22 protein-coding genes and 2 tRNA genes are annotated in these 23366 nt (G+C 69.3%); 16 read left to right on the top strand and 8 right to left on the bottom strand.

Annotated features, from left to right (window positions below):
* Positions 1-298: 298 nt before the first annotated feature.
* Entirely contained in the window at positions 299-1174 is an 876-nt protein-coding gene (locus H5J26_RS03915; protein WP_181764256.1) for a hypothetical protein, read from the bottom strand.
* 214 nt (positions 1175-1388) lie between these two features.
* Between H5J26_RS03915 and H5J26_RS03910 the strand changes: the two genes are divergently transcribed.
* Positions 1389-2549: a Leu/Phe/Val dehydrogenase gene (locus tag H5J26_RS03910; RefSeq protein WP_419183750.1), complete on the top strand. Its 1161-nt coding sequence runs from the start codon at positions 1389-1391 to the stop codon at positions 2547-2549.
* A 261-nt stretch (positions 2550-2810) separates the two neighbouring features.
* Positions 2811-3062, top strand: a complete 252-nt coding sequence (locus H5J26_RS03905) for a DUF3073 domain-containing protein (RefSeq protein ID WP_181764255.1) — start codon at positions 2811-2813, stop codon at positions 3060-3062.
* A 120-nt stretch (positions 3063-3182) separates the two neighbouring features.
* Here the strand turns inward: H5J26_RS03905 and purM are convergent, their stop codons facing one another.
* The 4 genes from purM to H5J26_RS03885 form a co-directional block, all read right to left on the bottom strand.
* Positions 3183-4253, bottom strand: coding sequence for a phosphoribosylformylglycinamidine cyclo-ligase (gene purM, locus H5J26_RS03900; protein WP_181764254.1), 1071 nt, complete (start codon positions 4251-4253; stop codon positions 3183-3185).
* A 68-nt stretch (positions 4254-4321) separates the two neighbouring features.
* Positions 4322-5899 (bottom strand): amidophosphoribosyltransferase, encoded by a 1578-nt coding sequence (gene purF / locus H5J26_RS03895; protein WP_181764253.1) that lies wholly within the window; start codon positions 5897-5899, stop codon positions 4322-4324.
* A 121-nt stretch (positions 5900-6020) separates the two neighbouring features.
* Complete coding sequence (locus tag H5J26_RS03890; RefSeq protein WP_181764252.1) at positions 6021-6836, bottom strand: maleylpyruvate isomerase family mycothiol-dependent enzyme; 816 nt, start codon at positions 6834-6836, stop codon at positions 6021-6023.
* 171 nt (positions 6837-7007) lie between these two features.
* A complete protein-coding gene (locus H5J26_RS03885; protein ID WP_181764251.1) occupies positions 7008-8015 on the bottom strand; it encodes a LacI family DNA-binding transcriptional regulator in 1008 nt (335 codons plus the stop codon).
* 229 nt (positions 8016-8244) lie between these two features.
* Here H5J26_RS03885 and H5J26_RS03880 point away from each other — a divergent pair, with 229 nt between their 5' ends.
* The 5 genes from H5J26_RS03880 to H5J26_RS03860 all read left to right on the top strand — a co-directional run bounded on the left by H5J26_RS03880 (position 8245) and on the right by H5J26_RS03860 (position 13953).
* Positions 8245-9570 (top strand): extracellular solute-binding protein, encoded by a 1326-nt coding sequence (locus H5J26_RS03880; RefSeq protein ID WP_328514946.1) that lies wholly within the window; start codon positions 8245-8247, stop codon positions 9568-9570.
* The gene (locus H5J26_RS03875; protein WP_181764249.1) at positions 9567-10469 is read left to right on the top strand and encodes a carbohydrate ABC transporter permease; all 903 of its coding nucleotides are present in this window, start codon (positions 9567-9569) and stop codon (positions 10467-10469) included. Before H5J26_RS03880 ends, H5J26_RS03875 begins: the two co-directional genes overlap by 4 nt.
* Before the next feature lie 5 nt (positions 10470-10474).
* Positions 10475-11362, top strand: a complete 888-nt coding sequence (locus H5J26_RS03870; RefSeq protein ID WP_181764248.1) for a carbohydrate ABC transporter permease — start codon at positions 10475-10477, stop codon at positions 11360-11362.
* 95 nt (positions 11363-11457) lie between these two features.
* Complete coding sequence (locus H5J26_RS03865; RefSeq protein ID WP_181764247.1) at positions 11458-12987, top strand: alpha-N-arabinofuranosidase; 1530 nt, start codon at positions 11458-11460, stop codon at positions 12985-12987.
* 81 nt (positions 12988-13068) lie between these two features.
* Entirely contained in the window at positions 13069-13953 is an 885-nt protein-coding gene (locus H5J26_RS03860; RefSeq protein ID WP_181764246.1) for a polysaccharide deacetylase family protein, read from the top strand.
* 12 nt (positions 13954-13965) lie between these two features.
* Here H5J26_RS03860 and purL read toward each other — a convergent pair whose 3' ends face one another.
* The 3 genes from purL to purS are packed head-to-tail and all read right to left on the bottom strand — an operon-like array spanning position 13966 to position 17218.
* Positions 13966-16257, bottom strand: a complete 2292-nt coding sequence (purL, locus tag H5J26_RS03855; protein WP_181764245.1) for a phosphoribosylformylglycinamidine synthase subunit PurL — start codon at positions 16255-16257, stop codon at positions 13966-13968.
* Positions 16254-16949, bottom strand: a complete 696-nt coding sequence (purQ, locus tag H5J26_RS03850) for a phosphoribosylformylglycinamidine synthase subunit PurQ (protein WP_181764244.1) — start codon at positions 16947-16949, stop codon at positions 16254-16256. The genes purL and purQ overlap by 4 nt, the downstream gene beginning before the upstream one ends.
* Complete coding sequence (gene purS / locus H5J26_RS03845; RefSeq protein WP_181764243.1) at positions 16946-17218, bottom strand: phosphoribosylformylglycinamidine synthase subunit PurS; 273 nt, start codon at positions 17216-17218, stop codon at positions 16946-16948. The genes purQ and purS overlap by 4 nt, the downstream gene beginning before the upstream one ends.
* A 418-nt stretch (positions 17219-17636) precedes the next feature.
* Between purS and H5J26_RS03840 the strand changes: the two genes are divergently transcribed.
* The 9 genes from H5J26_RS03840 (at position 17637) to H5J26_RS03800 (ending at position 23268) form a co-directional block, all read left to right on the top strand.
* Positions 17637-17954 (top strand): histone-like nucleoid-structuring protein Lsr2, encoded by a 318-nt coding sequence (locus H5J26_RS03840; protein WP_181764242.1) that lies wholly within the window; start codon positions 17637-17639, stop codon positions 17952-17954.
* Between the two features lie 107 nt (positions 17955-18061).
* Positions 18062-18133: transfer RNA gene (locus tag H5J26_RS03835), tRNA-Gly, on the top strand.
* Positions 18134-18213: 80 nt separating this feature from the next.
* A tRNA-Gly gene (locus H5J26_RS03830) sits at positions 18214-18286 on the top strand.
* Positions 18287-18514: 228 nt separating this feature from the next.
* Complete coding sequence (locus tag H5J26_RS03825; RefSeq protein WP_181764241.1) at positions 18515-19495, top strand: ABC transporter ATP-binding protein; 981 nt, start codon at positions 18515-18517, stop codon at positions 19493-19495.
* Entirely contained in the window at positions 19492-20304 is an 813-nt protein-coding gene (locus H5J26_RS03820) for an ABC transporter permease (RefSeq protein ID WP_181764240.1), read from the top strand. The genes H5J26_RS03825 and H5J26_RS03820 overlap by 4 nt, the downstream gene beginning before the upstream one ends.
* A gap of 34 nt (positions 20305-20338) precedes the next feature.
* Positions 20339-21631, top strand: a complete 1293-nt coding sequence (locus tag H5J26_RS03815) for a sensor histidine kinase (protein WP_309237764.1) — start codon at positions 20339-20341, stop codon at positions 21629-21631.
* Between the two features lie 20 nt (positions 21632-21651).
* Positions 21652-22293 carry a response regulator transcription factor gene (locus tag H5J26_RS03810; RefSeq protein ID WP_181764267.1) on the top strand — a complete coding sequence of 214 codons (642 nt, stop codon included), beginning with the start codon at positions 21652-21654 and terminating at the stop codon, positions 22291-22293.
* Positions 22294-22841: 548 nt separating this feature from the next.
* The gene (locus tag H5J26_RS03805; protein ID WP_181764239.1) at positions 22842-23015 is read left to right on the top strand and encodes a hypothetical protein; all 174 of its coding nucleotides are present in this window, start codon (positions 22842-22844) and stop codon (positions 23013-23015) included.
* 82 nt (positions 23016-23097) lie between these two features.
* The gene (locus H5J26_RS03800) at positions 23098-23268 is read left to right on the top strand and encodes a hypothetical protein (RefSeq protein WP_181764238.1); all 171 of its coding nucleotides are present in this window, start codon (positions 23098-23100) and stop codon (positions 23266-23268) included.
* The last annotated feature ends 98 nt before the right edge of the window (positions 23269-23366 follow it).

The following is a 23366-nucleotide window of genomic DNA, read 5'->3' as shown; positions in this document are numbered from 1 at the left end:
TCCACCGTGACGATCAGTCACGATAGGACCAAGCGGCACCAGACCCACCAAGCAAGGCAATACCGATCTATCCGACCATAGTTGGATGGATGGAGCCCCCGTCGGGCTCCTTGTCCTATTTTGACACGAGGGACACCTCTGAGAGCAAGGCCCCGGAAAGTGCTATCCGTCACGCTTGAGGCTTTGGCCCCTTTCGGGACCAAGGTCCTGGAGGTCCGTGACGTGTTGCAAACCCCGTAGGCGCCCGCCCGCGTTCAGTTCACGAAGTCACCGTGAATCTGCGAGCCGACCCGCGTAGTCAGTTGGCGAACTGCAGTTCCCGTACAGCCCGCCAGCGGTCCGTCAGCCGCTCGTAGGCGACGCCGGCCCGCTCCCCGTCCCCCTCGCGCAGTGCCGCGATCCCTTCCGCGACATCGGCCGCGGAGTGGTCGTCGGCAAGCTGCTCCTCAGGGATCGCGTGCGCAAGACCGCCGTAGTCCAGTTCGACGAGCGACCGTGGATGGAATTCCTCCAACCACCGCCCCACGTCTACCAGTCCGTCGACGAGCGGCCCCTCCTCCAACTCCTCGCGGAGCACCTTCAGACCACGGGCGAGGCGGCGCCGCGCCTGGACCATCGGTGTGCGATAGCGGAGGACGAACTGCTGAACGCTCTCCTCACCCGTTCCGGGCTTCGCAAACTCTTTCTCTTCCGAAGAAAAAAGAACGAACCAGCGCACAGGCACATGCCACAGCGCCGTACGGATCCACGGACGGGCATCGGGGTTGCGGGTCAGCCAGCGCTCGTAGTCCGCCGCCGCCTGCCTTCGCACCACGGGCGGCACAGCGGCGTCCAGCACCGTCTGCGGCATCGCGACCTCCTGGTCACCGGCCGCGTGGGACAGCGCCGCGAGCGCCTGCCAGCCCCGCAGCCGGGTGCGCCAGGGGCACACGCAGACCACCCCGTCGACCTCCGCGACGAAGGCGTCTGCGCTCTCCTGCTCGGGTACGGCGACGGGCGGTACGGGCAGCAGGTCCGCAAGCGAACGCTTCAACTCGTCCTGGGCGGTGGGCACACGGTCCCGCTTGGCGTACCGCACCCAGTGCGCGCGCTCCGGTTCCGGAAACGCGGCCAGTGGCTCGTACACCCGCAGATACGCCGCGTACGGGACGATGGCCGACGCCTGCTGAGCCACGCGTTTCCTCCAAGTGTTCCGGCAAGATCCCGATGCGCCCGCCCCCTCTCGGGCGGGCCCCGAGGACAGTTGACTACCACCGATCGTGGCACCGCAACGATGCCGCCGCTCGCAGGTCGTACCCTGCTGTCAACCGGCCCTCCCCGCCGTTGCGCGCCACAAGCGCGAAAGGCGGCAAAGAGGGCGTACAACCGCGACACCAGGAGTCACCACCGTGGCTGACGTACGTCCCTCCCAGCCCTCCGAGCACGCGCCCACCATCAGCGCCGGCGGAGCGAGCGGCTCTGGGATTCTGCGGACCCTGTTCCGGTCCGAGCAGGGCGGACACGAGCAAGTCGTGCTGTGCCAGGACCGCGCGAGCGGCCTCAAGGCAGTCATCGCCCTCCACTCCACCGCCCTGGGCCCCGGCCTGGGCGGCACAAGGTTCCACGCCTACGCGGGCGAGGAGCACCCCGAGGAGGCAGCGCTGCTCGACGCGCTGAACCTCGCTCGCGGCATGTCCTACAAGAACGCTCTCGCCGGCCTCCCGCACGGTGGCGGCAAGGCGGTGATCATCGGCGACCCGGAGAAGATCAAGACAGAGGAACTGCTGCTCGCCTACGGCCGCTTCGTTGCCTCGCTGGGCGGCCGCTACGTCACCGCGTGTGACGTGGGCACGTACGTGCAGGACATGGACGTGGTCGCGCGTGAGTGCCGCTGGACGACCGGACGCTCCCCCGAGCAGGGCGGCGCCGGGGACTCCTCCGTACTCACCGCCTTCGGCGTCTTCCAGGGCATGCGGGCCAGCGCCCAGCATCTGTGGGGCGCCCCCACCCTCCGTGACCGGACGGTGGGCATCGCCGGAGTCGGCAAGGTCGGCCGTCATCTGGTGCGGCACCTGCTCGAGGACGGCGCGAGGGTCGTCGTGACGGACGTGCGGGCGGAATCGGTCGAGCAGGTGCGCACGACGCACCCGGAGGTCCAGGTCGCCGCCGACACCGCCGCCCTCGTCCGTCTGGAAGGGCTGGACGTCTACGCCCCGTGCGCCCTGGGCGGCGCGCTCGACGACGACACCGTGCCCGCGCTGACCGCACGCGCCGTGTGCGGAGCGGCCAACAACCAGCTGGCGCATCCCGGTGTGGAGAAGGATCTCGCCGACCGCGGCATCCTCTACGCGCCGGACTACGTCGTGAACGCGGGCGGGGTCATCCAGGTCGCGGACGAGCTGCTGGGCTTCGACTTCGCGCGTGCCAAAGCAAAGGCAGCAAAGATCTTCGACACGACCCTCTCGATCTTCGACCGCGCCGGGATCGACGGCGTGCCTCCGGCCGCGGCGGCCGACAGGCTCGCCGAATCGCGGATGGCGGGCGGCGAACCGGGGCACGAGGTGGGTTGAACACTTCCCGCGAGAGGGTTCTCACCACCCCTCGGCGGGTCGATACTCGGCGCACGGTAAAATCAGAGCTGACCAGCGAAGAGAGAACCGGCGGAGACGTCGGTGAGCGCTCGTGTCGTGCGGGCGACGTACCGTAGGGCGGCGGAAGCAGGTACCGTGGAAGCCCTACGGGCCGGTCTCTCCTTCGAGGGTCCGCTCTGAATTGTGAACGCGTGTCAAGACTCTGGGGCCGTCGAGCCCCGTCGTTGAGGGGGTCGAGCCATGGGGCGCGGCCGGGCCAAGGCCAAGCAGACGAAGGTCGCCCGCCAGCTGAAGTACAACAGCGGCGGGACAGATCTGTCGCGCCTGGCTGAGGAGCTGGGCGCATCGACGTCGAACGAGCCGCCGAACAATGGCGACCGCTTCGAGGACGATGAGCAAGAGGACGACCCGTACGCACAGTACGGGGACGTTTACAACGACGAGGAGGACGACGAGTCCTCCGATTCCTCGGCGCAACGGCGCCGGGGCTGAAGTCCACAGAACCCTGCCCGGTCCGGCGTAAGCCGGGCCGGGTTCTTGTGCTGTTCCGGGGGGTGTGGGCGCGAGTCGTGCCGCACGGCGTGCGTGCCCGTGCCCGCACGGCCGAGGCGATCAGCGCGGATGTTCCCCGGTGAGGGTCACCGCCTCGGTGCCGCCTGCTCGCTCCGTGATCTCCCCCGCCACCCAGGCGCTGACTCCACGCTCCTCCAGCGTCGACAGGGACGCGGCGACCGACTCCTGCGGGACGACCGCGATCATGCCGACGCCCATGTTGAGCGTGCTCTCCAGCTCACCGCGTGCCACCTCACCCGCCTTGCCGACCAGGTCGAAGACCGGACCGGGCGTCCAGGTGCCGCGGTCCACCCTCGCGTGGAGCTCCTCGGGCAGGACGCGGGCCAGGTTGCTGGCGAGCCCCCCGCCGGTGATGTGCGCGAAGGCGTGCACCTCGCTCGTACGGGCCAGGGCCAGGCAGTCCAGGGAGTAGATCTTCGTGGGCTCCAGCAGCTCCTCGCCGAGGGTGCGGCCGAACTCCGGTACGTGCCGTTCCAGCGCCCAGCCCGCACGCTCGAAGAGCACATGCCGGACCAGCGAGTACCCGTTCGAGTGAAGCCCGGAGGAGGCCATGGCGATCACGGCGTCCCCCGTACGGATGCGATCGGCACCGAGCACGGCGTCGGCCTCGACCACGCCCGTCCCGGCACCGGCGACGTCGTACTCGTCGGGCCCGAGCAGCCCCGGGTGCTCCGCCGTCTCTCCGCCGACCAGCGCGCATCCCGCGAGCACGCAGCCCTCGGCGATGCCCTTGACGATCTGGGCCACCCGTTCGGGGACAACCCTGCCGACGCAGATGTAGTCGGTCATGAAGAGCGGTTCCGCGCCGCAGACGACCAGGTCGTCGACCACCATCGCCACGAGGTCGTGGCCGATGCTGTCGTGCTGGTCCATGCGCTGCGCGATCGCCACCTTCGTGCCCACGCCGTCGGTCGCCGACGCCAGCAGCGGACGCTCGTAGCGCTTGAGAGCGGAGGCGTCGAAGAGGCCGGCGAAGCCGCCGAGCGCACCCACGGACTCGGGGCGCTGGGCCTTCTTCACCCACTCCTTCATCAGCTGGACGGCGCGGTCGCCCGCCTCGATGTCCACGCCGGCCGCCGCGTAACTCGCGCCGGAAGATTCAGCAGGCATGACGGTCAGCTCTCTCGGATCGTCGGTGGTCATGGGCGTGCGTGAGCGAACGTGCAGCCCCGTCCGGGCTACGGGCGGCGCAGGGCGTCGGATCCGCCGATGCCCGCGGTGAGCCTCCCGACGCCGTCGACGTCCGGCACGGCGGGCTGCTCCGCCTCCGGCCGGCCGTCCGGCTCCCGGAGGTGCTTGCCCAGCAGCTCCGGGTCGGGCAGCGGCATCGGGTACTCGCCGTCGAAGCAGGCTCGGCACAGCTGCGGCTTGGCGATGGTGGTCGCCTCGGTCATGCCGTCGATGGAGATGTAGGCCAGGGAGTCCGCACCGAGGGACTTGCCGATCTCCTCGACGGTGAGGCCGTTCGCGATCAGCTCGGCGCGGTTGGCGAAGTCGATGCCGAAGTAACAGGGCCACTTGATGGGCGGGGACGAGATCCTCACGTGGATCTCCGCCGCGCCGGCCTCGCGCAGCATCCGCACCAGCGCGCGTTGCGTGTTGCCCCGGACGATCGAGTCGTCGACGACGACGAGGCGCTTGCCGCTGATGACTTCCTTCAGCGGATTCAGCTTGAGCCTGATGCCGAGCTGACGGATGGTCTGGCTCGGCTGGATGAACGTGCGGCCGACGTAGCTGTTCTTCACCAGGCCGCTGCCGTAGGGGATGCCGCTGGCCTCCGCGTATCCGATCGCCGCGGGGGTGCCGGACTCGGGAGTGGCTATGACCAGGTCGGCCTCGGCCGGAGCCTCGGCGGCGAGCTTGCGGCCCATCTCGACGCGGGAGAGATAGACGTTGCGCCCGGCGATGTCGGTGTCGGGGCGGGCGAGATAGACGTACTCGAAGACACAGCCCTTGGGCTTTGCTTCCGCGAAACGGCTCGAGCGGAGCCCGTCCTCGTCGATGGCGACCATCTCACCCGGTTCGATCTCGCGGATGAAGCTCGCGCCGACGATGTCCAGGGCAGAGGTCTCGCTGGCCACGACCCAGCCGCGCTCGAGGCGGCCCAGCACGAGCGGACGCACGCCCTGGGCGTCACGGGCGGCGTAGAGCGTGTGCTCGTCCATGAAGACGAACGAGAAGGCGCCCTTCACACGCGGCAGCACGAGGGGGGCGGCCTGCTCGACGGTCAGCGGAGTGCCGTCCTCACCGGTCTGGCCCGCCAGCAGGGCGGTGACCAGGTCGGTGTCGTTGGTGGCCGCGACGCGGGTCGCACGGCCGCCGGGCCTCTCCGTCGACTGCTCGGCGACCATCTCCGCGAGCTCCACGGTGTTGACCAGGTTGCCGTTGTGCCCGAGCGCGATCGAACCGTGCCCGGTGGCACGGAAGGTCGGCTGGGCGTTCTCCCACACGGACGCGCCCGTCGTCGAGTAACGGGCGTGACCGACGGCGATATGGCCGCGGAGAGAGCCGAGGGAGGTCTCGTCGAAGACCTGGGAGACCAGGCCCATGTCCTTGAAGACCAGAATCTGGGAACCGTTGCTCACAGCTATGCCCGCGGACTCCTGACCGCGGTGCTGCAGCGCGTACAGACCGAAATATGCGAGCTTCGCGACCTCTTCCCCAGGGGCCCAGACTCCGAAGACGCCGCAAGCGTCCTGGGGGCCCTTCTCAGCGGGGAGCAGGTCGTGGCTGAGTCGTCCGTCACCACGTGGCACGTCGTCGAGTCTAGGACAGGTGCCGCGTTGCTCCGAATCGGGGACATGCTCAGCGAATCGGGTGACACCTCCGCTACCTGTGGTTACGAGCCTTTCGGGGCCCGGCTGAGGGGCGGCGGAGTCAGCCGAGAAGGGGCAACTGGGCGTCCAGATCGGCTCGTTCACCGCTCGCGGAGACGGCGCCGGCCTCACGGGCATCGGTCCAGGCGAGCCTGCCGGCGGCAAGCCGGACCCAGGTGAGCGGATCCGTCTCGACGACGTTCGGCGGGGTGCCTCGCGTGTGCCGCGGGCCCTCCACGCACTGCACGACGGCGAAAGGCGGCACGCGCACCTCGACCGACGCTCCGGGCGCCTTCACGGCCAGGGTGTCCGTGAGCAATCGCACAGTCGCGGCGAGAGCCAGACGGTCGAGGTTGGCGGTTACGCCGGTGGCGCGGGCCAAGTCGTCACTGTGCACGACCAGTTCGACGAGCCTGGTCACGGTGAAGTCGAGCATCCGCATCGCGCCGAAGCCGTGCGGGACGATCAGATCGCCTCGTACGGCCGACTCCAGCACCGGTTCGAGCTGCGCGACGGCCTCATCGATGCGGGCGGCGCCGTCCGCAGTGCGCTCCGCCTCCGCTCGGGTCTCCCTGTCCAGGTCGTCGGCGGCCTTCGGCGTGGAGAGCACCCAGCGCGGCAGGTCGAGTTCGGGCGTCCTGGCCTTGGACTCGGGGCCGGCGAGACAGCGCGGCACGGCGTCGATCTGGAGGGCGATGTGGACGAGGAGGTGATGTACGTCCCAGCCGGGCAGCCCGGAGGGCAGGGCGCGCTGTTCGGCGGTGAGTTCGTGGGCGGAAGCCGTGACGGCTTCGACCTGGCCGATGAGTGCCTGCCGGACCCTCGCAGGGTCGTAGCTGCGCTTGGACGGTGGGCTGCTGCGTTTCGCGGGCGGCATGGTCATGAGATTAGAGGGTGTCCCGGTCCTCTTGGGATGTGGTGGACCGTCCGAAGTGCTGAGTGCGTGGGGCACACGGGCCCGCACAGACCGAACAGCACAAGTCGCGCCGTTGAGGCCCGGCGCCTCTGAAGCGCGGGAGCCGCTCCGTCTCGCTGCACGCCGGGTACGTCAGCCGGTGCTCTCCCTGGCGACCAGGCGGTGGTCCGCGTGCAACGTCGTATGCGGCGCCTCGGGGTCACCCTCGATGCGGGCGAGCAGGGCCTCCACCGCGAGCCGGGCGAGCTGCGCCTTGTCGGGGGCGACGCTGCTGAGGGAGGGGACGCTGAATCGCGTCTCCTCGACGTCGTCGAAACCGATCACGGCGACGTCGCCCGGGACCGTGCGGCCCGCGTCGTGCGCGGCGCGGACGACTCCGGAGGCGAGCAGGTCGGAGAAGCAGAAGACCGCGTCGGGCGGCTCCCGCAGCGCCAGCAGACTGCGCATGGCCCGCATCCCGTCGGTGCGGGTGAAGGCGGGTACGAGCGGGGTCAGTTCGGGTTCGTGGGGCAGGCCGGCAGACTCCAGCGCCTTGATGTACCCGCGGGCCCGCTGTTGGGAGGTGCTGTAGAGCGGGTCGGCCTGGAAGCCGACGGCGGCGATGCGGCGGCGCCCGCCCGCGATCAGATGAGCCGTGGCCTCCTGGGCGGCCAGGACGTTGTCTATCAGCACGTGATCGGCGGCCACTTCGTAGTCACGCTCGCCGAGCAGGACCAGGGGGACGCGGCGCTCCCGGCGGGCGAGAGTGGCCTGGTCGAGACGCTGCGGGGAGAGCAGCACGCCGTCGATCAGGGGGTCCGAGAGCCCGCAGGCGACGCGCAGTTCCGCTGCGGGGTCGCCGCCGGTGTCCTCGATGAGAACGGACACGTCGTACTTGCGGGCCGCGTTGATCACTGCGGTGGCCAGCTCGGCGAAGTAGGGCTGGACGAGTTCGGGGACGGCAAGGGCGATGACTCCGCTCCGGCCGGTACGCAAGTGGCGGGCCGAGGCGTTGGGCCGGTAGTCAAGCTCGGCGATGGCGCTGAGGACGCGCTGCCGGGTGGCATCGGCGACCCGGACGTTGCCCCGTACGACGTTGGAGACCGTCTTGATGGAGACGCCCGCGCGCTCGGCGACGTCCTTGAGTCTCGTCCCCGTCATCCCCGCTCCCCTCGGGCCGCACCGCTGTCCTGCGTCGCCCTTCGTTCCCGGTCCGTACGGCTCGAACTGCTCCACCCCGCGCCGTACCGCGGACAGAAAGATCCGTCCGATGTGTTGACGCCAGATTACGCCCTGAGTACAACGTTGGAACACCGGTTGGGCGGGCTCGGCCGGGCAGCTTTCTTCCAGTCGCTCCTGTGGATTCCAACGTTGGACGGGCGTGGTACGCATGCAAGGCAGGAGGAGGTTTCTCGGCGCCGCCGGATCACTGGCCGCCGCCGGGGCTCTGAGCGGCTGCAGCACCGCAGTCGGACAGGCATTCACCGGGTCTGCGGGCCCGTCCTCACTTCTCAATTTCTGGCATCCCTTCACCGGCGGCGACGGCGCACAGCTGGTCGGGATGCAAAGCGGGTACCGGAAGCGGAACCCGGGCACCGACCTGAAGTCGACCACGCTGGTGTGGGGCTCCCCGTATTACACGAAGCTCACCCTCGCGACGCTCGGCCAACGCCCGCCGCAGGTGGCGATCACCCACGTGTCGCGGCTTCCCACGCTGGCGGCGTCCGGGCTGCTGCGGGAGATATCCCCCTCCGAGCTGGACCAGCACGGCCTGACCGCCGGCCGGTTCGCCAAGAGCGCCTTCCGGTCGGCCCACCACGCGGGCAAGCTCTACGCGCTCCCCCTGGACACCCACCCCTTCGTGCTCTACTACCGCACCGACATCGCGAAGAAGGCCGGACTGCTGGACGACAAGGGCCAGTTGACGGACGTCGACGGGCCCGACAAGTTCCTGGACGCGATGCGGGCCGTGAAGGAGGTCACCGGCCTGTGGGGGGCCTCCATCGCCACCGTCAAGGACCCCGCGACGTGCTGGCGCTTCTTCTGGTCCCTCTACCGGCAACTCGGCGCGGACCTCGTCACCGACGGCGGCCGGAAGGTGGTCATGGACCGCGCCGCGGCGGAGGAGGCGCTCGCCTACATCCGGCGCATGGCGGACCAGAAGCTCATCCCGCCCGGCGCCGACGGCGACGGCGGCGCGATCACACTGCTGACTGCCGGCAAGGCCGGCTTCCTGATGGACGGCGAATGGCAGTTGCTCGCCGTGCAGGGAGCGGTGAAGGACAAGTTCGACATGCGGACCTTCCCCCGGATCTTCCGCGACGCGCCGTACGCGTGCGCCGCGGACTCGCACGCCTTCATCCTTCCGAAGGCACCGTCCGAGAAAGCCCAACGGGCCGACAAAGCACTGGAGTTCGCACGCTCCATGCTCGACGCCAGCCTCGACTGGGCCAAGGGCGGCCACATCCCCGCCTGGCAGGCCACCGCACGCTCGAGCGCCTATCACCATCTGGAACCGCAGGCGCACTACGCGGAAGCGGCGGACGGCGCGGCGTACGACCCGGCCGCCTGGTACTCCGGCGCGGACAGCAACCTCTACCGGCGTTTCAGCGACGTCGTCTCCTCCGTCGTGGGTGGCCACACCCGCCCCGGCGCGGGCGCGGCACGCATGCACGCGGCGCTGAAGGACCTGGCAGGGATGGAGGCACCCATATGAGCACCGCGACCGGCGTGCGTACGACCGGGGGCCAACGCTGGACGGCGTCCGGGATGCTGCTCCCCTTCGGCATCTTCTACGTGCTCTTCCTGCTGGGCCCGCTCCTCTACACGGCGGTCGCTGGCTTCTTCAACGACAGCCTCGTCAAGAGTGGTCCGGGCGAATGGGTCGGCACGGCGAACTACGCGGAGGCGCTCGGCTCTCCGGAGTTCTGGTCCAGCCTCGGCCACACCCTCTGGTTCACCGTGCTGACGACGGTGCCGCTGATCCTGCTGTCGCTGACGCTGGCCCTCATGACGGACCGCTTCTCGCGCGGCAAGTGGTTCTTCCGGCTGGCCTTCTTCGCCCCGTTCATGCTGCCGTCCTCGGTGATCTCGCTCCTCTTCATGTGGATCTACGCGGACCAGATCGGACTGGCACAGGGCGTGGTCACGTGGTTCGGCGTGGACGCCGCGCCCTCCTGGCTGGGCAGCCCGAACTGGGCGATGATCTCGATCGCCGCCGCGACGGTCTGGTGGACGGTCGGCTTCAACTTCGTCATCTACCTGGCCGCGCTGCAGGAGATCCCGCGCGACGTGCACGAGGCCGCCGCGATCGACGGAGCAGGACCCTGGCAGCGGCTCCGGCTGGTCGTCATCCCGATGCTGGGGCGTGCGACCACACTGGTGGCGGTGCTCCAACTCGTCGCGTCGCTCAAGGTCTTCGACCAGATCTACATGATGACGAACGGCGGCCCCGACGACGCCACCCGGCCATCACTGCTGTACATCTTCCAGACCGGCTTCACGGACGGCCGTGCCGGCTACGCCTCGACCGTCGCGCTGCTTCTCTTCGTCATCATCCTGCTGATCTCGCTCGTCTGGTTCGCCCTGATCCGGCGCACCGAGAAGGAGGGCTGAGCACGATGGCCACCCTCACCCCGGCGGCACCACGCACCACGGAGGCCGCGACCTCCCCGCCCCGCCGCCACACCGATTCCGACCGGCTGTTCAACAGGGTCGTGCTCGGCGTGCTCATCGCTCTGGCCCTGTTGTGGCTGGTCCCGATCGCGTGGGCCACGGCCACGTCCCTGCGGCCGCCCAACGACATCGCCACGAACCCGACCTCGTGGGTCTCGGACAACCCGACGCTCTCCTCGTACCAGGAGATCCTCTCGGCCGGCCGGATCCAGTACTGGTACGTGAACAGCCTCATCACCTCGTCGCTGACGACGCTGCTCGCGGTGTGCACGACGTCCCTGGCGGCCTTCGCGCTGTCCCGGCTGAAGTTCAGCTTCCGGCGGCCGGTGTTCCTGGTCATCCTGGCCGGGGTCATGATCCCCCCGCAGCTGCTGATGATCCCGCAGTTCCTGACGCTGCAGGCCACCGGGATGCTCAACACGTACTGGGCCGTGATCCTGCCGCAGGTGCCCAACGTCGTCTCGGTCTTCGTCTTCAAGCAGTTCTTCGACGGCATCCCCGTCGAGCTGACTGACGCGGCGAGGGCGGACGGCGCGAGCTGGCTGCGGATCTACTGGCAGATCGTGATGCCGCTGTCCCGGCCCGCCATCTCCGCCGTGACGATCTTCGTCTTCGTGTGGTCCTGGAACAACTTCCTCTGGCCGCTGCTGGCCGTCACGGACCCGCAGATGATGACGCTGCCCGTCGGCCTCAACTCCGTGCAGGACGCCTTCGGACTGCCTCAGGCACAGCTGATGGCGTCGGCGGTGCTGGGCGCCCTCCCGCTTCTCACCGTCTTCCTCTTCTTCCAGCGCCGGATCGTCGAAGGCATCGCCGGCACCGGCCTGAAGTGACAGCCGCACGACCGTGCCAGTGACCGCGTCCGTCCAGCGAACGCGGGCATGAACCCGACAGCCGCACGACGAGCACCAAGAGAGGCACCCGCCGTATGACCGAACAGCCCGCCGGCACCGCCCGTCTGACCATCGACCCCGACTTCACCCTCGGCACCGTGGATCCGCGTCTGTACGGGACGTTCGTCGAGCACATGGGCCGCTGCGTCTACACGGGCATCCACGAGCCGGCCCACGCGGAGGCCGACGAGCACGGCTTCCGCAGCGACGTGGCCGGACTCGTACGCGAGCTGGGCACGGGCCTGGTCCGTTACCCGGGCGGCAACTTCGTCTCCGGCTACCACTGGGAGGACGGCATCGGCCCGGCCGAGGACCGCCCCCGGCGTATCGACCTGGCCTGGCGCAGCATCGAGACGAACCAGGTCGGCACGGACGAGTTCCTCGGCTGGGCACGGCGGCAGGACCTCGAGCCGATGATGGCCGTCAACCTCGGCACCCGCGGCATCGACGCCGCACGCGCCCTCGTCGAGTACTGCAACGTTCCAGGCGGTACCGCCTGGTCGGACCTCCGGATCAAGAACGGCACGCGCGACCCCCACGGCGTACGGCTGTGGTGCCTGGGCAACGAGATGGACGGCCCCTGGCAGACGGGCCACACCACGGCCACGCAGTACGGGCAGCTCGCGGCGCAGGCGGGCAAGGCGATGCGCCAGGTCGACCCGTCCATCGAGCTGGTGGCGTGCGGCAGTTCCAACGCTGAAATGGCGACGTTCGGCGAGTGGGAGCGCGAGGTCCTGCACCAGACCTACGACGAGGTCGACTACCTCTCCCTGCACGCCTACTACGAGGAGAAGGACGGCGACCGCGCCAGCTTCCTCGCCAGCGGCGCCCGCATGGACGCCTACATCGCGAACGTCGTGGCCACCGCCGACCACGTGCGGGCCGTTCGGCGCTCGCGCAAGCGGATGCTGCTGTCCTTCGACGAGTGGAACGTCTGGTACCAGTCACGCTTCCCCGGCGAGCGGGCCCTGCCGCTGGAGGAGACCCCGCGGCTGATCGAGGACACCTACAGCGTCACGGACGCGGCCGTCGTCGGCTCCCTGCTGATGACGCTGCTGAGGCACGCGGACCGCGTGGCGATCGCCTGCCTCGCACAGCTGGTCAACGTCATCGGCCCGATCCGGGCGGAGCCGGGCGGCCCCTCCTGGCGGCAGACGACGTTCCACCCCTTCGCGCTGACGGCCCGGTATGCGAGGGGCACCGTGCTGCGCACCGAGGTGTCGGGGCCGGTCGTGGAGACCCGTCGCCACGGTCCGGTGCAGGCGCTCGACACGGCCACCACCCTCGACGAGGAGACGGGCGCGCTGACCGTGCTGGCGGTCAACCGGGACCAGCAGGAGAACCTGGGCCTGCGGGCGGCGCTGCGCGGCTTCGGTTCGCGCTACCGCGTCGTCGAGCACCTCGTGATCGCCGACTCCGACCCCGACGCCGCCAACACCGAGGCACAGCCGGACCGGGTCACCCCGCGCCCCGTGCCGGACACCAGGGTGACCGGCGAGGACGAGCTGGAGGCAGTGCTGCCGCCCGTCTCGTGGAGCGTGATCCGGCTGGAGCCGGAGAGCTGAGCGGCGCCGGCCCGATAGCAGTCCGGCCCCCGCCGGTCGTGTAGACAGGCGAAGGCAAACGGGTGAAGTCACTGCCGGTTCATGTGTGATTACGCTCAGGCACGGCAGTACGTCTACATGACCTCAAGCTCACGCCCCTCGCGCACCACACGACGCATATTCCTGGGCGGCCTGCTCCTCACCGGCGCCTGCGCCACCGGCACGGCGAGTGCCGTCGGGCGGGGATCCGGCCGCCCCGGAGGCCCCCGCCTCCACCCGATGCCGGACCCGCAGCGGTACCGGCTCCGTCCGGAAGCAGGCATGACGCCCGCCCGTACGGGCGCGAGCACCACCGTCTCGTACACGCTGGACTCCGCCGAGGGCCGTCAGATAGCTCTGACCTTCGACGACGGCCCCGACCCCGTCCACACGCCCCGAATACTGGAGATACTCCGCCGGTACCGGGTCCCCGCCACGTTCTGCGTCCTCGGTGAGAACGCGGCCGCCTACCCCGAGCTGGTCTACGCGATCGCCGAGGGAGGCCACCGAATAGCGAACCACTCGTGGAGCCACCCCCTCCTGACGAAGGTGAGCACCCGCGAAGCGCGAAGGCAGCTGACCCGCACCAGCGAGGTCATCAGCGACACCGTGGGCTCCGGTCCCGCCCTCTCCCGTGCGCCGTACGGCGAATGGAACGAGGAGACGCTCGCGATATCGGCGGGCCTCGGCATGAGCCCTCTTGGCTGGTCGGTCGACACGTGCGACTGGGAGCAGCCGGGCGTAGGGAAGATCGTCTCGACGGTCATGGACAACGTCGTCCCCGGTTCGATCGTCCTCTCCCACGACGGAGGATCCGTCAACGCGCAGACGACGGACGCGCTGAGCACCTACCTGCCCGAACTGCTCGACACCGGCTGGACCTTCGTGCTGCCGCCCGTCACGGATGCGGCGGGCGACAGCACACGGATACGGCCCGCGGTCACATGAAGACCCCGCGGGTCACCGGCCGAAGATCTCCGGCAGCGTCGCCTCGTGCGCGGCCCGGACCTCGTCCAGCGGGATGCTGAACGAGCCCTGCACCTCGATCGCGTCCCCGTCCACGACGCCCACGCGCGCGGCCGGCAGTCCGCGCGCCGAGCACATGTCGTTGAAGCGGACCTCCTCGCTGCGCGGGACGGCGACCAGCGCGCGCCCCTGCGACTCGGAGAAGAGGAACACGAACGGCGACAACCCGTCCGGTACGACCACGCGTGCGCCCTTGCCGCCCTTGAGGCAGGACTCGGTGAGGGCCTGGAGGAGACCGCCGTCGCTCAGGTCGTGCGCGGCGTCCACCATGCCGTCGCGGGAGGCGGCGATCAGGATGTCCGCCAGCAGCCGCTCCCGCTCGAGGTCGACGGCCGGCGGGAGCCCGCCCAGGTGACCGTGTGCGACCTGCGACCAGGCGGAGCCCCCCAGCTCCTCCCGCGTGTCCCCCAGCAGGTAGAGCAGGCTGCCCTCGTCGGCGAAGGCGATGGGCGTACGGCGGCTCACGTCGTCGATGACGCCGAGCACGCCGACCACCGGGGTGGGGTGGATCGCGGCGTCGCCCGTCTGGTTGTAGAGGGAGACGTTGCCGCCCGTCACCGGGGTGCCCAACTCGAGGCAGGCGTCGGCGAGTCCGCGGCACGCCTCGGCGAACTGCCACATGGCGTCCGGGTCTTCGGGGGAGCCGAAGTTGAGGCAGTCGGTCACGGCGAGCGGCCGGGCGCCCGTGGCCGCGACGTTGCGGTAGGACTCGGCCAGCGCCAGCTGCGCACCGGCGTACGGGTCGAGCTTGGCGTACCGGCCGTTGCCGTCGGTGGAGACGGCGACCCCGAGGCCCGTGGTGGCGTCGACGCGGATCATGCCGCCGTCCTCGGGCTGGGCCAGCACGGTGTTACCGAGGACGTAGCGGTCGTACTGGTCGGTGATCCAGGACTTTGCGGCCTGGTTCGGGGAGGAGATCAGCGCGAGGGCGGCGGCGCGCAGTTCGTCGCCGGTGCCGGGACGCGGCAGCGCGGCGGCGTCGTCGGCCTGGAGCGAGTCCTGCCAGGACGGACGCTCGTACGGACGCCGGTAGACCGGACCCTCGTGCGCGACGGTTCGCGGCGGCACGTCGACGATCTGCTCGCCGTGCCAGTAGATCTCCAGCCGTTCGCCCTCGGTCACCTCACCGATGACGGTGGCGATGACGTCCCACTTCTCGCAGATCTCCAGGAAGCGCGCGACCTTGTCGGGTTCGACGACGGCGCACATCCGCTCCTGCGACTCGCTCATGAGGATCTCCTCGGGGGAGAGCGAGGAGTCGCGCAGCGGCACGGTGTCCAACTCGACGCGCATGCCGCCGCTGCCGGCGCTGGCCAGCTCGGAGGTGGCGCAGGACAGCCCCGCTCCGCCCAGGTCCTGGATGCCCGCGACCAGCCTCTCCCGGAAGATCTCCAGGGTGCACTCGATGAGCAGCTTCTCCTGGAAGGGGTCGCCGACCTGGACCGCGGGACGCTTGGCTGGGCCGGTGGCGTCGAAGGTCTCCGACGCGAGCACGGAGACGCCGCCGATGCCGTCGCCGCCGGTGCGCGCCCCGTAAAGGATGACCTTGTTGCCGGTGCCCGAGGCCTGCGCGAGGTGGATGTCCTCGTGCTTCATGACACCGACGCACAAGGCGTTGACCAGGGGATTCCCCTGATAGCAGTCGTCGAAGACGGCTTCGCCGCCGATGTTCGGCAGGCCCAGGCAGTTCCCGTAGCCGCCGATGCCCGCGACGACTCCGGGCAGCACCCGCTTGGTGTCGGGGTGGTCGGCCGCGCCGAAGCGCAGCGGGTCCATCACGGCGACGGGGCGGGCGCCCATCGCGAGGATGTCGCGCACGATGCCGCCGATGCCGGTGGCCGCGCCCTGGTAGGGCTCGATGTAGCTGGGGTGGTTGTGCGACTCCACCTTGAAGGTGACGGCGTAGTTCTGGCCGATGTCGACGACGCCGGCGTTCTCACCGATGCCGACCAGCAGGGCGTCGGTCTCGGGAGCCTTCTCGCCGAACTGCTTCAGGTGCACCTTGCTGCTCTTGTACGAGCAGTGCTCCGACCACATCACCGAGTACATGGCGAGTTCGGCACCGGTGGGACGGCGGCCGAGAATCTCGCGGATGCGCGTGTACTCGTCCTCCTTGAGGCCGAGTTCGGCCCACGGCTGAGTGGTCGCGGGGGTGTCCGTCGCGTGCTTGACGGTGTCGAGAGCCGCGCGCTGTGCGGACTGCGAGGGGGGAGGGGACGGCGTCATGCGGTGACCAGCCTCTTGAGTGCCGAGGTGAAGAAGCCCAGCCCGTCGGTCGTCGGCCCTGTCAGGGTCTCGACGGCGTGCTCGGGGTGCGGCATGAGGCCGACCACGTTCCCGGCCTCGTTGGTGATGCCGGCGATGTCCCGGCGGGAGCCGTTGGGGTTGCCGCCGACGTAACGGAAGACGACGCGGCCCTCGGCCTCCAGGGCGTCCAGGGTGTGCTCGTCGGCGACGTAGCCGCCCTCGCCGTTCTTCAGCGGGACGGTGATCTCCTGGCCGTGCGTGTAGTCGGACGTCCAGGCGGTGTCCGTACGCTCCACGCGCAGCTTCTGGTCACGGCAGACGAAGTGCAGATGGTCGTTGCGGGTCAGCGCGCCCGGCAGCAGATGCGACTCGCACAGCACCTGGAAGCCGTTGCAGATGCCCAGCACCGGCATGCCTGCGCGCGCCTGCTCCAACAGCGGCTCCATGACCGGGGAGAAGCGTGCGATGGCGCCGCAGCGCAGGTAGTCGCCGTAGGAGAAGCCTCCCGGGAGGACGACTGCGTCCACCTGGTGCAGATTCTTGTCGCGGTGCCAGAGGGCGACGGGTTCACCGCCGGCGAGCCGGACGGCGCGCTGTGCGTCTCCGTCGTCGAGCGAACCGGGAAAGGTGACGACACCGATGCGGCCGAGCCCGGAAGCGGAGCCCGTCACGCGGGAGCTCCCTGTGCGGACTCGGCGTCCTCGACGCGGACGGTGAAGTTCTCGATCACGGTGTTCGCCAGGAACGTCTCCGCCAGATCGTGGATACGGGCGAGCGCGTCGTCGGTGACGGGCTCCGCCACCTCCAGTTCGAAGCGCTTGCCCTGGCGTACGCCGTCGACGCCCTCGAAGCCGAGACGTGGAAGTGCGCGCTGCACCGCCTGTCCCTGCGGGTCGAGGATCTCCGGCTTCAGCATGACGTCGACTACGACGCGAGCCACAGGTACTCCCGGTGATGGTGGTGGTGCTCGTGCACTGGCGCGTGCTGTCCGGCCTGCGGTCGCCCCGCTTGGGGAACGGGCCGCCCGGGATGCAGCGACGCGTTCGCAAGCGTACCGGCCCGGAGAATCTACGCGCGTGGATATCAGCGGCCCGCTGCTTTCCGCAGATCATCGGCGATCGGGGGATCAGCCGCAGCTCTGGGAAAAATGCAGTGAAAAAAGTATGGTCGCGATTGCGGTCTGACACGCGATTCGAAATACTCTCGCTTCACATTGCAAAGCTTGTCGCTGTACATAAAGATAAAGAGACACCCACCCCAATCCTCCGGACCACTTACGTCCTCCTCCAGGCCTTCACAAGCCGCCGCGGAGAAGTCGAGTGATCCATTTCGTGATCCTGATGGAAGGTCCGATATCCGTGGCGCAACGCGTAGTGGTGACAATCTCCGACGACCTCGACGGCGGAGAAGCATCGGAAACGGTCTCCTTCGGGCTCGACGGGAAGTCGTACGAGGTCGACCTCAACCTCGACAACGCCAAGAAGCTGCGGGAGGACCTCGCCCGCTTTGTCGAAGCCGGCCGCAAGCGGGCGAAGTCGGGCAAGACCTACCACCGCACCTCGGTGGACCCCGACCCCCGCGCGGTGCGCGCCTGGGCCGAGTCGAACGGCTTCGAAGTACCCGCCCGCGGCCGCATCCCGAAGAAGATCTACGACGCCTTCAACGCGTCCCGGTGACCCCTCGGCCCGGCCCGTACGACGGGCCGGGCGGCCGGACTTGCCACACACCCCGGTTGATCCGCTAGAGTCTGGCCAGTCGCCGCAAGGGAAACCTTACGGACCGCGCGGGTGTAGCTCAGTAGTAGAGCGCCCCCTTTCCAAGGGGGAGGCGCAGTGTGCGATCCCTGTCACCCGCTCTCTCCTTCACCGGACCTCCGTCGGAAACGATCAGGTACAGTGAGGGTCGCGCCGCCCAGTGAAAGCCGGGTGGAAGCATGCGGACGTAGCTCAGCTGGTAGAGCGCAACCTTGCCAAGGTTGAGGTCGCGAGTTCGAACCTCGTCGTCCGCTCCGCAATGAATAGGCCCCGGTCCTCGACCGGGGCCTATTCTTCTTCCCGGACTCCTTCCTCTGCCTTCGCCTTGTCCTCACTCGTCTTCAGTCGTCTTCAGCTGCCTTCAGTTGCCTTCAGCACTTCGGCCTTTGTGCGGATCCGCACCGTCTGCAGATGACGTTCGTCATCCGCACCCATGACAGCGGGCACGCCTCACGCCTCCTCTCGCGAGGAAGGATGAGGCCATGGATGCGATCGAGGTCGAAGGACTCAAACGGCGATACTCAAAGGGTTTCGAAGCCGTGCGCGGTGTCTCCTTCTCCGTCCGGGAAGGCGAGATCTTCGCGCTGCTGGGGACGAACGGGGCGGGCAAGACCTCCACGGTCGAGCTGCTGGAAGGGCTTGCAAGGCCGAGCGCGGGAGTGATCCGCGTCCTCGGCTTCGACCCGTACTCCGAGCGCAAAGCGGTGCGGCCGCGCACGGGCGTGATGCTGCAGGAGGGCGGTTTCCCCTCCGAGCTGACGGTCACCGAGACCGTACGGATGTGGGCGGGCTGCACCAGCGACGCGCGTCCCGTCGAGGACGTCCTGGCGCAAGTGGGGCTGTCGGGCCGGCGTGCGGGCGTACGCGTGAAGCAGCTGTCAGGCGGTGAGCGCAGGCGGCTGGACCTGGCCATGGCGCTCATCGGCCGTCCCGAGGTGCTGTTCCTGGACGAGCCGACCACCGGCATGGACCCCGAAGGCCGCCGGGACACCTGGGAGTTGGTGCGTCAGCTGCGGACGGCGGGAACGACCGTCCTGCTGACCACGCACTATCTGGAGGAGGCCGAGGCGCTCGCCGACCGGCTTGCCATCATGCGTTCCGGACGCATCGTCTCCGCGGGCACGCCCGAGCAGGTCGTCGCCGAACGGCCCTCCAACATCCGCTTCACGCTTCCGGACGGGATGACGCCGGACGCTCTGCCGGTGTCCCTGCCGGCCGCGACTCTGCAGGGACAGCGCGTGGAGATCCGGACGCCGCAGCTGCAGAGCGCGCTCACGGATCTGCTGCTGTGGGCCCGGCAGTCGGACGTGGAACTCCAAGGTCTGCACGCGCGTACGGCCACCCTCGAAGAGGTGTTCCTGGAGATCGCGCAGTCACCCGAGGACGACGAGGACGAACCAGGCGCCCTGCCGCAGGACAAGGGCCAGGACACCGCGGGCGAGAAGGAGGTGGAGCGCGTATGACCACGACCGATGCGGCCACGGTGAAGGCGCCGGGCAAGGTGAGCTCCTCAGCGAGGGGACGCCGCCTGCGCGCACTCGGCCGTGCCGAGCTGACGTTGCTGATGCGGAACAAGGCGGCGCTGTTCGTGGCGCTCGCCACTCCGGCCCTGCTGACGGTCCTCATGCGGCAGACCGCCGCCGGCATGGACCTCAAGGGCACCGGCCTGTCCATGGGCACGGTGCTGGTGCCGGGCTCGATCGGCTACGTGCTGGTCTTCGCTGTCTACGCCAACATGACGGGCATCTACGTCACACGCCGCGAGGAGCTGGTCCTCAAGCGGCTGCGTACAGGTGAGGCCAGCGACAACGAGATCCTCGCCGGAGGGTCGCTGCCGTCCGTGGTGCTCGCACTCGGGCAGTGCGTGCTGCTGCTCGGAGGCGGTGCGCTGCTGCTCGAACTCGCCCCGCCCGAGCGGCCCGAACTGGTGGCCGCGGGACTGCTGCTGGGCCTGGTGATGATGGTGCTGTTGGCCGCCCTCTCCGCTGCCTTCACGCGCACGACCGAGGCGTCGCAGATCACCTCCTTCCCGTTCATGGCGATCTCCTTCGTGGGCTCCGGCATCGTGGTTCCGCTGGACGTGATGCCGGACAAGCTGGCCTTCGCCTGCTCCCTGCTTCCGGTGTCGCCGCTGATGGAGCTGGTGCGCGGCGGCTGGGTCGGCACGCTGTCCGGGACGGATACGCTCAAGGCCCTGGGCGTCGCCCTGGTGTGGATCGTCCTTGCAGGATTGGGTGTCAACCGCTGGTTCCGCTGGGAGCCGCGGCGATAGACGGGCCGGGGGCGCCGGTGAGGAGCGCGAGCACGTGATCGGCTGGTTGGTTTCCCCCGGGTACCGGCGGTGGCAGGAGCGCAGCAGCCACGAGCAGGTCGAGGCTTCGACACGCTGGATGCTCGTCGGATACGCGTGGGCGATCCTGATCAGCTTCGTCGCACAGCTCCTCTCGAGCACCGGGCCGGGCGCTCTGCCGGGCGCCCTGGCCTGGTGCGTCTTCGGACTGGGCCTGGCGCAGTGCCTTCTCTGCACAGGGCTGCTGCGCCAGGCCTTCGACAGTTATCTGGGCAACGGCACGATCTCCTGGGCGCGGCTCGCTCTGCCTGGCGCCCTTGTGGTGGCCATGTCCGCGCTGACGGTGACTCTGGTCGCGCTCGACGCGGTCGAAGGGGGTGTGACCGTCGGTGTGGCGCTGTACGGAGCCGTGGCACCGTTCGCCGTGACATTCGGCGTGACGGTGCCACGGCGGACCGCGGCGCTGGCCCTCGTCGCCTTCGTCGTCATCGCCGCGACGGCCCTGACCTCAGCCGGGATGCCGTGGCCGAACGCACCGGTGGCGGCGCTCCTGTTGGGGCTGGGAGGGCTCGTCTCCGTCTTCACCGGCCGCTCCTCCGCCTGGTACATCGCCGTCATCCGGGAGCTGGAAGAGGCGCGAGGCGTACAGGCACGGCTGGCCGTCGCGGAGGAGCGCCTCCGCTTCAGCCGGGACCTGCACGACGTGATGGGCCGGAACCTCTCGGCGATCGCGCTCAAGAGCGAACTCGCCGTCCAACTCGTGCGCCGCGGCTCCGCCGCGGACGACTCCGTCGAGCAGATGACGGAGGTGCAGCGGATCGCCCGCGACTCCCAGTCGGAGGTGCGGGCTGTCGTGCGGGGTTACCGCGACGCGGACCTGTCCACCGAACTCGCGGGCGCACGCGGCATCCTGCGTGCGGCGGGGGTCGACTGCCGTGCGGAGGAGGCCCCGCAGAGCCAGGAGCGGCTGCCGGGACCGGTGCAGGCGGCGCTCGGATGGGTCGTGCGCGAAGGCGCGACGAACGTGCTGCGGCACGCGGACGCCACCTGGTGCACCGTGTGGGTGGGCACGGACGACCCGGGCGGGAAGGCGCTCCTCGTCATGGAGAACGACGGCGTTCGTGAGCCCTCGGGCGGGCCTTCCGGTTCCGGCCTCGCCGGCCTGCGTGAACGCCTCGCCGGTGTGGGCGGCACACTGCGTGTGGCGGAGGAGAGCCAGAGGGGTACGTTCCGTCTGACGGCCGAGGTCCCCCTCGGCAGCCGTACGGATGAGGGCGGGGGCCGTGACGGGAAGGAAGCCTCGGAGTGACCGGGAAGCAGCAGCCCGACGTGGGTGACGAGAGCGGCGGGGGCGAGGGCTCTCGCCTCATTCGCGTGCTCCTCGCCGACGACGAGCATCTCATCCGCGGTGCTCTCGCCGCGCTGCTCGCTCTGGAGGAGGACCTCACGATCGTCGCCGAGGCGGCGTCGGGCCCGGAGGCCGTCGCGATGGCACGCGCGCACGAGCCGGATGTGGCGGTGCTCGATCTGCAGATGCCGGGCGCGGATGGTGTGAAGGTCGCGACCCAGCTGCGCGACGCACTGCCCGCGTGCAGGAACATGATCGTGACGAGCCACGCCCGGCCGGGTCACCTCAAGCGGGCGCTCGCGGCCGGGGTGCGCGGTTTCGTTCCGAAGACGGCGTCGGCGCAGCAGCTCGCGGAGATCATCCGCGCGGTGCACGACGGAGTCCGGTACGTGGACCCGGAGTTGGCGGCCGACGCGATCAGCGCCGGCGACTCGCCGCTCACGGCTCGCGAAGCGGAACTATTGGACCTGGCCGCGGACGGTGCTCCGGTGGCGGAGATCGCCGAGCGGGCGTCGCTGACGTCCGGGACGGTGCGCAACTACCTCTCGGCTGCCACGGCGAAGCTGGGCGCAGAGAACAGGCACGCTGCCGCGCGCATCGCGCGGGAGCGCGGCTGGCTCTGACGGCACGAGGCGGGATACGGCAGGACACGGGGGGATACTGCGGTCCACGACCGCACGCACCCGCCTCGACGGGGGCGAAGTCGGACGAATTCGTCCGCAGGGGCGAAGCTCGGCCCAAGTATTACGGACAAGGATATCCCTCGCTATCTTTGATTATCCCTTGCCGCCCCCCGTGCCAATTCCCAAAGATTGAGGTTTACTTGAGCTTAGCGCCCAGTGAACCGGAAACGGCGCACCGCTCGGACCATACTGGTCCAGGCCTTTCTCTTTCGTGGCATAAAGCTGTCGCTTCGCGTTGCAACAAACTGTCACGGATTCCCCTTCTGCGTCACACCCGATGCTGGCATCTTCATCTCTGCGGAAGCGAACCTAGGCATTCACCGAGAGGTAAGCGTGCGCATAGAGACCCGCTTCGCTGCAGTTTACGGTGACGACCGAAAGCTCAACCGACGGGGGACCCGCGCTCGGTGACCACTCCGGGGTTCCTGCCTTAGACCACTTTCGCGAGCAACAGCCAGCCATGTCTCACGATCAGCAGGAGGAATCCCATGCTGGAAGAGAAGCTGAACCTTCGTATTCAGGACGAGCTCCACGAGGGCCACGTCGGTGAGATCGCGGAAGAGGCCACTCCGGTCCTCGCCACCCCCGCCCTCGCGGGTGCCTTCGTCGGCGGCGCGGCCGTCGTGACCGGCGCCTACGCCGCCGGCAAGGCCGTCGGCTGACCACTCGGCCCTGAAACCGGTCCGACTTCCAGGTCCGGCCGGAATCCCCGTTGAGGAACAAATCCAGAACAGGAGTGTGCGCATGAACGACATCACTTCGCACATCAACGAGTGCGCAGAGCTGGCGTCCGTCGACGCCGACGGTGCCATCTTCACGGACTACACCCCCGTGATGGCCACCCCGGGTGCCTTCCTGGGCGGCGTCGCCATCGCTTCGGCGACGGTTGCGGCCTTCGAGGCGGGCCAGGGCTGAGTCCCGGCTCCTTCACCCGTAGTCACGGAACCTCGTAGTACCCCCTTCTGCGGGGCAACGTGAAATGGGGGCTCCTCCCGGTCGGTCGGTGAATTCAC

This window comes from Streptomyces albidus (ex Kaewkla and Franco 2022) (assembly GCF_013870515.1).
Lineage (GTDB): Bacteria > Actinomycetota > Actinomycetes > Streptomycetales > Streptomycetaceae > Streptomyces > Streptomyces albidus.
This window is presented reverse-complemented; position numbering and strand designations above follow the sequence as displayed.

Bases quoted from the DNA above. Each gene is read 5' to 3' on its own strand.
- H5J26_RS03865 (WP_181764247.1), top strand. From the start codon at position 11,458: ATGACCGAACAGCCCGCCGGCACCGCCCGTCTGACCATCGACCCCGAC.
- H5J26_RS03905 (WP_181764255.1), top strand. From the start codon at position 2,811: ATGGGGCGCGGCCGGGCCAAGGCCAAGCAGACGAAGGTCGCCCGCCAG.
- H5J26_RS03890 (WP_181764252.1), bottom strand. From the start codon at position 6,836: ATGCCGCCCGCGAAACGCAGCAGCCCACCGTCCAAGCGCAGCTACGAC.
- purM (WP_181764254.1), bottom strand. From the start codon at position 4,253: ATGCCTGCTGAATCTTCCGGCGCGAGTTACGCGGCGGCCGGCGTGGAC.
- H5J26_RS03800 (WP_181764238.1), top strand. From the start codon at position 23,098: ATGAACGACATCACTTCGCACATCAACGAGTGCGCAGAGCTGGCGTCC.
- H5J26_RS03805 (WP_181764239.1), top strand. From the start codon at position 22,842: ATGCTGGAAGAGAAGCTGAACCTTCGTATTCAGGACGAGCTCCACGAG.
- H5J26_RS03875 (WP_181764249.1), top strand. From the start codon at position 9,567: ATGAGCACCGCGACCGGCGTGCGTACGACCGGGGGCCAACGCTGGACG.
- H5J26_RS03870 (WP_181764248.1), top strand. From the start codon at position 10,475: ATGGCCACCCTCACCCCGGCGGCACCACGCACCACGGAGGCCGCGACC.
- purL (WP_181764245.1), bottom strand. From the start codon at position 16,257: ATGACGCCGTCCCCTCCCCCCTCGCAGTCCGCACAGCGCGCGGCTCTC.
- H5J26_RS03820 (WP_181764240.1), top strand. From the start codon at position 19,492: ATGACCACGACCGATGCGGCCACGGTGAAGGCGCCGGGCAAGGTGAGC.
- H5J26_RS03860 (WP_181764246.1), top strand. From the start codon at position 13,069: ATGTGTGATTACGCTCAGGCACGGCAGTACGTCTACATGACCTCAAGC.
- H5J26_RS03880 (WP_328514946.1), top strand. From the start codon at position 8,245: ATGCAAGGCAGGAGGAGGTTTCTCGGCGCCGCCGGATCACTGGCCGCC.
- H5J26_RS03885 (WP_181764251.1), bottom strand. From the start codon at position 8,015: ATGACGGGGACGAGACTCAAGGACGTCGCCGAGCGCGCGGGCGTCTCC.
- H5J26_RS03825 (WP_181764241.1), top strand. From the start codon at position 18,515: ATGGATGCGATCGAGGTCGAAGGACTCAAACGGCGATACTCAAAGGGT.